This window comes from Streptococcus sp. HMSC064D12 (genome assembly GCF_001837205.1).
Classification (GTDB): Bacteria; Bacillota; Bacilli; order Lactobacillales; family Streptococcaceae; genus Streptococcus; species Streptococcus salivarius_D.
Window position 1 is genome coordinate 1 of record NZ_KV831744.1, and the last position, 7,657, is coordinate 7,657.

The 7,657-nt window shown below is 34.4% G+C and carries 7 protein-coding genes and 1 pseudogene; all 8 read left to right on the forward strand.

Annotation, left to right across the window (positions count from 1 at the left end; genetic code table 11):
- Positions 1 to 279 precede the first annotated feature (279 nt).
- Positions 280 to 1,740, forward strand: a complete 1,461-nt coding sequence (locus tag HMPREF2697_RS05845) for an LCP family glycopolymer transferase CpsA (protein WP_070849950.1) — start codon at positions 280 to 282, stop codon at positions 1,738 to 1,740.
- Positions 1,741 to 2,472: a capsular polysaccharide biosynthesis protein Cps4B gene (cps4B, locus tag HMPREF2697_RS05850; protein ID WP_014633184.1), complete on the forward strand. Its 732-nt coding sequence runs from the start codon at positions 1,741 to 1,743 to the stop codon at positions 2,470 to 2,472.
- Between the two features lie 8 nt (positions 2,473 to 2,480).
- A complete protein-coding gene (locus tag HMPREF2697_RS05855) occupies positions 2,481 to 3,173 on the forward strand; it encodes a capsular polysaccharide biosynthesis protein (protein ID WP_070849952.1) in 693 nt (230 codons plus the stop codon).
- 9 nt (positions 3,174 to 3,182) lie between these two features.
- Positions 3,183 to 3,929, forward strand: a complete 747-nt coding sequence (locus tag HMPREF2697_RS05860; RefSeq protein ID WP_004182584.1) for a tyrosine-protein kinase — start codon at positions 3,183 to 3,185, stop codon at positions 3,927 to 3,929.
- Between the two features lie 80 nt (positions 3,930 to 4,009).
- The gene (locus tag HMPREF2697_RS05865; protein ID WP_014633183.1) at positions 4,010 to 5,377 is read left to right on the forward strand and encodes a sugar transferase; all 1,368 of its coding nucleotides are present in this window, start codon (positions 4,010 to 4,012) and stop codon (positions 5,375 to 5,377) included.
- 113 nt (positions 5,378 to 5,490) lie between these two features.
- Positions 5,491 to 6,124, forward strand: a pseudogene (locus HMPREF2697_RS05870) (WecB/TagA/CpsF family glycosyltransferase).
- A complete protein-coding gene (locus HMPREF2697_RS05875) occupies positions 6,124 to 6,945 on the forward strand; it encodes a LicD family protein (protein ID WP_070849954.1) in 822 nt (273 codons plus the stop codon). The pseudogene HMPREF2697_RS05870 and the gene HMPREF2697_RS05875 overlap by 1 nt, the downstream one beginning before the upstream one ends.
- A 4-nt stretch (positions 6,946 to 6,949) precedes the next feature.
- Positions 6,950 to 7,657, forward strand: a 708-nt coding sequence (locus HMPREF2697_RS05880) for a glycosyltransferase (protein WP_070849956.1), incomplete at its 3' end; no start/stop codon positions are given.

Consider the following 7,657-nt stretch of genomic DNA (forward strand, 5'->3'; position numbering starts at 1 on the left):
TATAAGCCGAACTTTCTTTTCTGTCATGAGTTAGTAGGCTAAGCCTGCTTAGAGTTTTTGATGGAAAAATTATAACAATTAACTGACAATTCAAAATTAAATTTTAAAAATGTGAAAAAAAGCTTATAAAATAACAAAAAAAGGTAGATAATAAAAGCTCAATACCCTCATTGAATACGGTTTCTTCTTTTTTAAAAAGAATGACAATTGAAATAAAGTTATAGTAATGTTATAATTACTGTGGGAAATATCTAATTTTAATATTTAGGAGCATTTTATATGAGTTCGCGTACGAATCGTAAGCAGAAACGAACGGGTAAAAAAATGTGGGGAATGGTTAACATCGGGTTGACTATTCTGTATACTGTTTTAGTAGCATTTTTGTTATTCATTATGTTCAATTATAATTTCCTATCATTTAGGTTTTTGAACATTATTATCACTATTGGTTTATTGGTAGTTCTTGCCATTAGCATCTTCCTTCAGAAAGCTAAAAAATCAACGCTAGTGACTACTATTATTTTAGTAGTTTTTTCACTTATTTCTTTGGTCGGTGTCTTTGGTTTTAAACAAATGATTGATATCACTAACCGTATGAATCAAACGGCAGCATTTTCAGAAGTTGAAATGAGCATTGTTGTTCCTAAGGATAGTGACATCAAAGATGTGAATCAGCTTACTACCGTACAGGCACCTACTAAGGTTGATAAGAACAATGTCGACACTTTGATGTCAGCTCTAAAAAAAGATAAAAAAGTTGATGTCAAAGTTGATGATGTTGCTTCATATCAAGAAGCATATGACAATCTTAAGTCTGGCAAATCTAAAGCTATGGTCTTGAGTGGTTCTTATGCAAGCCTACTAGAGTCTGTTGATAGTAACTATGCTTCACATCTAAAAACAATCTATACTTATAAAATTAAAATGAAGAATAACAACTCTGCAAAACAAGTAGATTCAAAAGTCTTCAATATTTATATTAGTGGTATTGATACCTACGGTTCAATTTCAACAGTGTCACGTTCAGATGTCAATATCATTATGACAGTTAACATGAACACACATAAGATTCTCTTGACGACTACTCCACGTGATGCATACGTTAAGATTCCTGGTGGTGGGGCAGACCAGTATGATAAATTAACCCACGCAGGTATTTATGGCGTTGAAACGTCTGAACAAACTCTGGAAAATCTTTATGGCATTAAGATTGATTACTATGCACGAATTAACTTCACATCTTTCCTTAAACTGATTGACCAACTTGGTGGTGTGACAGTTCATAATGATCAAGCCTTCACGAGTCTTCATGGGAAGTTTGATTTCCCAGTGGGAGATATCCAAATGAATTCTGAACAAGCCCTTGGCTTTGTTCGTGAGCGTTATAGTTTGAATGGAGGTGATAATGATCGTGGTAAAAACCAAGAGAAAGTGATTTCTGCGATTGTAAACAAGTTGGCTTCACTAAATTCTGTATCAAACTTTACTTCAATCGTTAATAATCTTCAAGATTCTGTTCAAACGAATATGTCTTTAGATACCATTAATGCTTTGGCCAATACACAACTTGATTCAGGTTCTAAATTTACGGTGACTTCTCAAGCAGTAACAGGTACAGGTTCAACTGGACAATTGACCTCTTATGCTATGCCAAATTCTAGTCTCTACATGATGAAACTGGATGATTCTAGTGTGGAAAGTGCCTCTCAAGCTATCAAAAATTTGATGGAGGAAAAATAAGTGATTGACGTTCACTCACATATTGTTTTTGATGTTGATGATGGTCCTAAAACTTTAGAAGAAAGTCTTGACCTCATTGGCGAAAGCTATGCGCAAGGAGTGCGTGCGATTGTTTCAACATCCCATCGTCGAAAGGGAATGTTTGAAACTCCAGAGGATAAAATCTTTGCAAACTTTTCTAAGGTAAAAGAAGAAGCAGAAGCACTTTATCCAGACTTAACTATTTATTATGGTGGTGAACTTTATTACACCTCAGACATTGTGGAGAAACTTGAAAAGAATCTCATTCCACGCATGCACAATACTCAATTTGCTTTGATTGAGTTTAGTGCTCGCACCTCTTGGAAAGAAATTCATAGTGGGCTTAGTAATGTTTTACGAGCAGGTGTGACACCAATTGTTGCTCATATTGAGCGCTATGATGCCCTCGAAGAAAATTCTGATCGTGTTCGAGAAATCATCAATATGGGCTGCTATACTCAAGTCAATAGCTCACATGTCCTCAAACCAAAGCTCTTTGGCGATAAAGATAAAGTAAGAAAGAAACGTGTCCGTTATTTCTTGGAAAAAAATTTGGTTCATATGGTTGCTAGCGACATGCATAATCTTGGGCCGAGACCACCATTTATGAAAGATGCTTATGAAATTGTTAAAAAGAACTACGGCCCCAAACGTGCTAAGAATCTTTTTATTGAAAATCCCAAAACATTACTAGAAAATCAATATTTATAGGAGATATTATGAATCAAGATAACGCTAAAAGTGTTGAAATCGACGTACTAGCATTGCTACATAAACTTTGGACGAAGAAGCTTTTGATTCTTTTCACAGCTTTTTATTTCGCTGCTTTCAGTTTCTTAGGTACTTATTTCTTTATCCAACCAACATATACATCAACAACGCGTATCTATGTTGTTAATCAAGCAACAGATAATAAGAATCTTTCTGCTCAAGATTTGCAAGCTGGTACCTATTTGGTAAATGACTATAAAGAGATTATTACATCAAATGATGTATTATCAGAAGTTATTAAAGATGAAAAGTTGAATTTGAGTGAGGCAGAACTGTCTAAAATGGTTTCAGTTAATATTCCTACAGATACTCGTCTTATTTCAATCTCAGTAAAAGCCAAAACTGGTCAAGATGCTCAAGTGCTTGCTAATAAAGTACGTGAGGTAGCGTCTAAAAAAATTAAAACTGTAACTAAAGTTGAAGATGTCACAACACTTGAAGAGGCTAAGTTGCCATCTTCACCATCTTCACCAAATATTAAACGGAACGTGTTACTTGGTGCTATTTTGGGTGGTTCTGTAGCAATTGTGGCAGTGTTAGTTCGTGAAGTTTTAGATGATCGTATTCGTCGCCCTGAAGATGTTGAAGACGTGCTTGAAATGACACTTCTTGGAATTGTTCCTGATACAGATAAAATTTAAGGAGAAGAAATGCCTTTATTAAAGTTAGTTAAATCAAAAGCAGACTTTGCTAAAAAGACGGAAGAGTATTATAACGCTATTCGTACAAATATCCAGTTTTCTGGTGCAAATTTTAAAGTGATTGCAGTAAGCTCTGTTCAACCTGGTGAAGGAAAATCAACAACATCTGTTAATTTAGCAATTTCCTTTGCTAGTGTTGGTCTTAGGACACTTCTTATCGATGCGGATACGCGTAATTCTGTATTGTCAGGAACATTTAAGTCAAATGAACCTTATAAGGGGTTGTCTAACTTCTTATCTGGGAATGCTTCATTAGGCGAAGTGATTTGTGAAACTGATGTTCCCGGACTTCATGTTCTTTCGTCAGGTCCAGTGCCACCAAATCCAACAAGTCTGTTACAAAATGATAATTTTGTACAATTATTAGAGATTGTTCGTGCTCAATATGATTACGTTATCATTGACACGCCACCAATTGGTTTGGTGATTGATGCTGTAATTATTGCACACCAAGCAGATGCTAGTCTACTGGTTACAGCAGCTGGAAGAATTAAGCGTCGTTTTGTTACTAAGGCTGTAGAACAATTGCAACAAAGTGGATCAGAGTTTCTTGGTGTTGTTTTGAATAAGGTGGATTTAGCGATTGATAAGTACGGCTCATATGGATCTTATGGCTCATACGGGTCTTATGGAGAGTATGGAGGCGATAAACATACTGAAAACAAGTCGAGAAAACATCGTCGAAAGAGAGGATAGAACTGTAAAAGTTGAAAGGGGGAAGGCAACTTTTTCATAACTTCCAAGTAAATTATTAAAAGGAAGAGAAGGAGTTTAAGGTGAAAGAAAAACAAGATATACGTCGTTTTGAGATTGGTATGGTCCAGTTGATAGTAGTTGCTTTTGTTGCATGGGGAGTCAGTAAAATTCCTTATTCAGAGATTGGCAAAAGTAGTATAGTACTATTAGCTGTAATTCATATGTTGACATATTATTTAAGTAACTACCATAATAATCTCAAGTATAGAGGATATTTACAAGAATTTGTGGCGACATTTAAATATAGTTTATTATTTGTATTGATTGCTACGTTTATATCCTTTTTTTCAGACGGTGGTTTTTCTATATCTCGCCGAGGTCTCCTCTTTTTTGTTGTTCTAAATGCTTTGTTTCTCTATATAACAAATACGTGTTTAAAAATCTTTAGATCTTCAATTTATACGCGTCGTAAAGCTAATAAAAATATTCTTTTAATTACTGACAGAGCTAGATTGGATACTGTCTTGAGTCGGATGAGAGATAATATGGATGGTAAAATCACAGCAGTTTGTGTCCTAGATGATCCAAATTTTTCAGATCCTATTTTAAAAACTTTATCCAAGGAAAATCTTACTGAATATGCGACTCATTCAGTGGTAGATGAGGTGTTTGTTAATCTCCCAAGTGAGAAGTATAAGATATGGGATTTTATCTCTTCGTTTGAATTAATGGGTATCCCTGTATCTATCAATATTAATGTGATCGAGTTTTTGAGTGAGAGTGAAAAACGATTACAACAACTAGGGCCTTTTAATGTTATTACATTCTCTGCTCAATTCTATAGTTATGTTGACGTACTTGCAAAACGTTTGCTCGACATTGTAGGATCTTTAGTTGGCCTTGTAATTTGTGGGGTTGCAGGAGTATTTCTTTACCCTCTTATTCGAAAAGACGGAGGACCAGCTATCTTTGTACAGAATCGTGTTGGACAGAATGGACGTATTTTTAGATTTTATAAATTCCGCTCAATGCGTGTTGATGCTGAGGAAATTAAAAAGCAATTGATGGATAAAAATCAAATGAAGGGGGGGATGTTTAAAATAGACAATGACCCCCGTATTACAAAAATTGGGCATTTTATTCGGAGAACTAGCTTAGATGAACTTCCACAATTTTGGAATGTATTAAAAGGGGATATGAGCTTAGTTGGGACACGTCCTCCAACAGTTGATGAGTATGAAAAATATACACCTGAACAGAAACGTCGTTTAAGTTTTAAACCTGGTATCACAGGTCTTTGGCAAGTAAGTGGACGAAGTGAAATCACTGACTTTGATGAGGTTGTTAAACTGGATGTTGCTTATATGGATGGGTGGACAATCTGGCGAGATATTCAAATCTTACTGAAAACGATTAAAGTTGTAGTAATGAAAGATGGAGCAAAATAAATAGTATGAAAAACAGAATTCAATTACTTGGCATTAATATTGATCCATTAACAATGAATGAAACGATTAGTGTTGTGGAACAATTTGTTTCAGATAAGAGGCCCCTTCACTTAATGGGAGTGAATGCTGATAAAATAAACCAGTGTCACTCTGATGACGAGATAAAGAGGATTGTCAACGAGTCTGAGGTTATCAATGCAGATGGAGCTTCTGTTGTAATCGCTGCTCGTTATTTAGGATACTCAGTACCTGAGCGTGTAGCTGGGATTGATTTGATGCAAGAACTGCTTGTTCTAGCCAATAAAAATGGTTACTCTGTCTACTTCTTTGGAGCAAAAGAAGAAGTCTTAACCGATATGTTGGCCATTTTTAAAAAGGATTATCCGAATTTACAGGTAGTTGGCCATCGAAATGGTTATTTTTCTGCTGAAGAGGAAGAAATTATTCAAGAAGATATTCGAAAAAAAAAATCCAGATTTTGTCTTTGTCGGCATTACTTCTCCTAAAAAGGAGTACTTGATCCAGAAGTTTATGGATAATGGAGTAAACTCTGTGTTTATGGGAGTTGGAGGAAGTTTTGATGTCCTATCAGGTCATATCAAGCGCGCGCCAATGTGGATGCAGAAAGCAAATTTAGAGTGGTTGTTTCGTGTGGCCAATGAACCCAAACGGCTCTTTAAGCGTTATTTTGTGGGAAATGTTAGTTTTATTTATAAAGTTGTAAAAGAGAAAAAGCGGGTGAAATAATGGGACAGTTTGAAGTCTTAAAAAAAATTCAAGAAATTGAGCTGGATGCTTTAAAAGAATTCAACAAGATTTGTAAAGAAAATAATCTAATGTTCTTCTTGAGAGGTGGAAGTGTGATGGGAGCAGTTAAATACCAAGGGTTTATCCCTTGGGATGATGATGTGGATATTGCCGTTCCCAGAGAAGATTATGATCAGCTACCACAAATTTTTGAAAATAAAATAATTGCAGGTAAGTATCAGGTTCTTTGTCATCAGTATTGTGAAGAATTACACTGTTATTTTCCACGTCTTTTTCTTCTTGAAGATGAGAGAAGAAAATTAGGACTACCTAGAAATACAAATCTTGGTTTGCATCTTATTGATATCATACCTCTTGATGGTGCTCCTAACAATAGTTTAATCAGAAAGGTGTACTACCTTAAAGTGTATTGGTACCGTTTTTTAGCTAGTTTGGGAACAACTTATAAAGGTGATCATATTGATATGCATTCTAAAAAGCAAAAATTGCTGATTGGATTATTTAAAAAATTAGGTTTTGCAAAACTGTTTCCTCAAAATTCAGTATACAACCGACTGGATAGGTTGTATAAGCGATATGATTGGAAGAAACAACATTATGCTGGTACAGTAAATGCTTCTTTATTCACTAAAGAAGTGATGCCTTCCGATATTTGGGGAAAAGGTGTTTTTTTGAGATTTGAAGACACAGAGTATAGAGTTCCGTCTGATTATGATAGTTATCTGAAGAGGTTGTATGGTGAAAACTATTATTACGAAGAACCTGCTGAAGAAGATAGAAAGTCGCATATAGGAGGGTAAGAATTTGTTTTGTTATATTATTTTACATTACAAGGTTTATGATGAGACGGTTTCTTGTGTGAAATCTATACAGGAAAGTAATTGCAATCAGAAAAAAATAATCATCATTGATAATTTCTCAAATAACGGAACAGGTGAACAGTTACAGGAATTTTATAAAGATGATGAAGAAATTGATGTGTTAATAAATGATAAAAATTTAGGATTTGCTAGAGGAAATAATGTCGCTTATCAATATTCTAAATTCAAATATAAACCGGATTTTATTGTCATTATGAACAATGATGTAGAAATAGAAACTAACAATTTTGAGGAGAAAGTTAGTGAAATATATGAGCGAGAAAAATTTCATTTACTCGGTCCTGATATTTATTCAACGACTTATCATCTTCATCAGAATCCAAAACGATGTTCGCATTATACTTATGATGAAGTCAAGAAACTGAATCAAAAATTTAAAAAAGAAAGTCAGATTAGTCTTTCTTTGAAAATAAAGTGTTGGCTTAAAGCAAGTAAAAAATTACGAACACTTATCTATCAGAAAAGAAGAAACTCAGAAACCAATTATAAGAAAACCGTCGTAAATCCAATTTTACATGGCTCTTTTATCGTATACTCTAAAGATTATATAAAAAATGAGGAGTTTGCTTTTAATCCAAATACGTTTTTCTATTTTGAAACAGAAATTCTGGACTATGAATGTGAAAAAAAA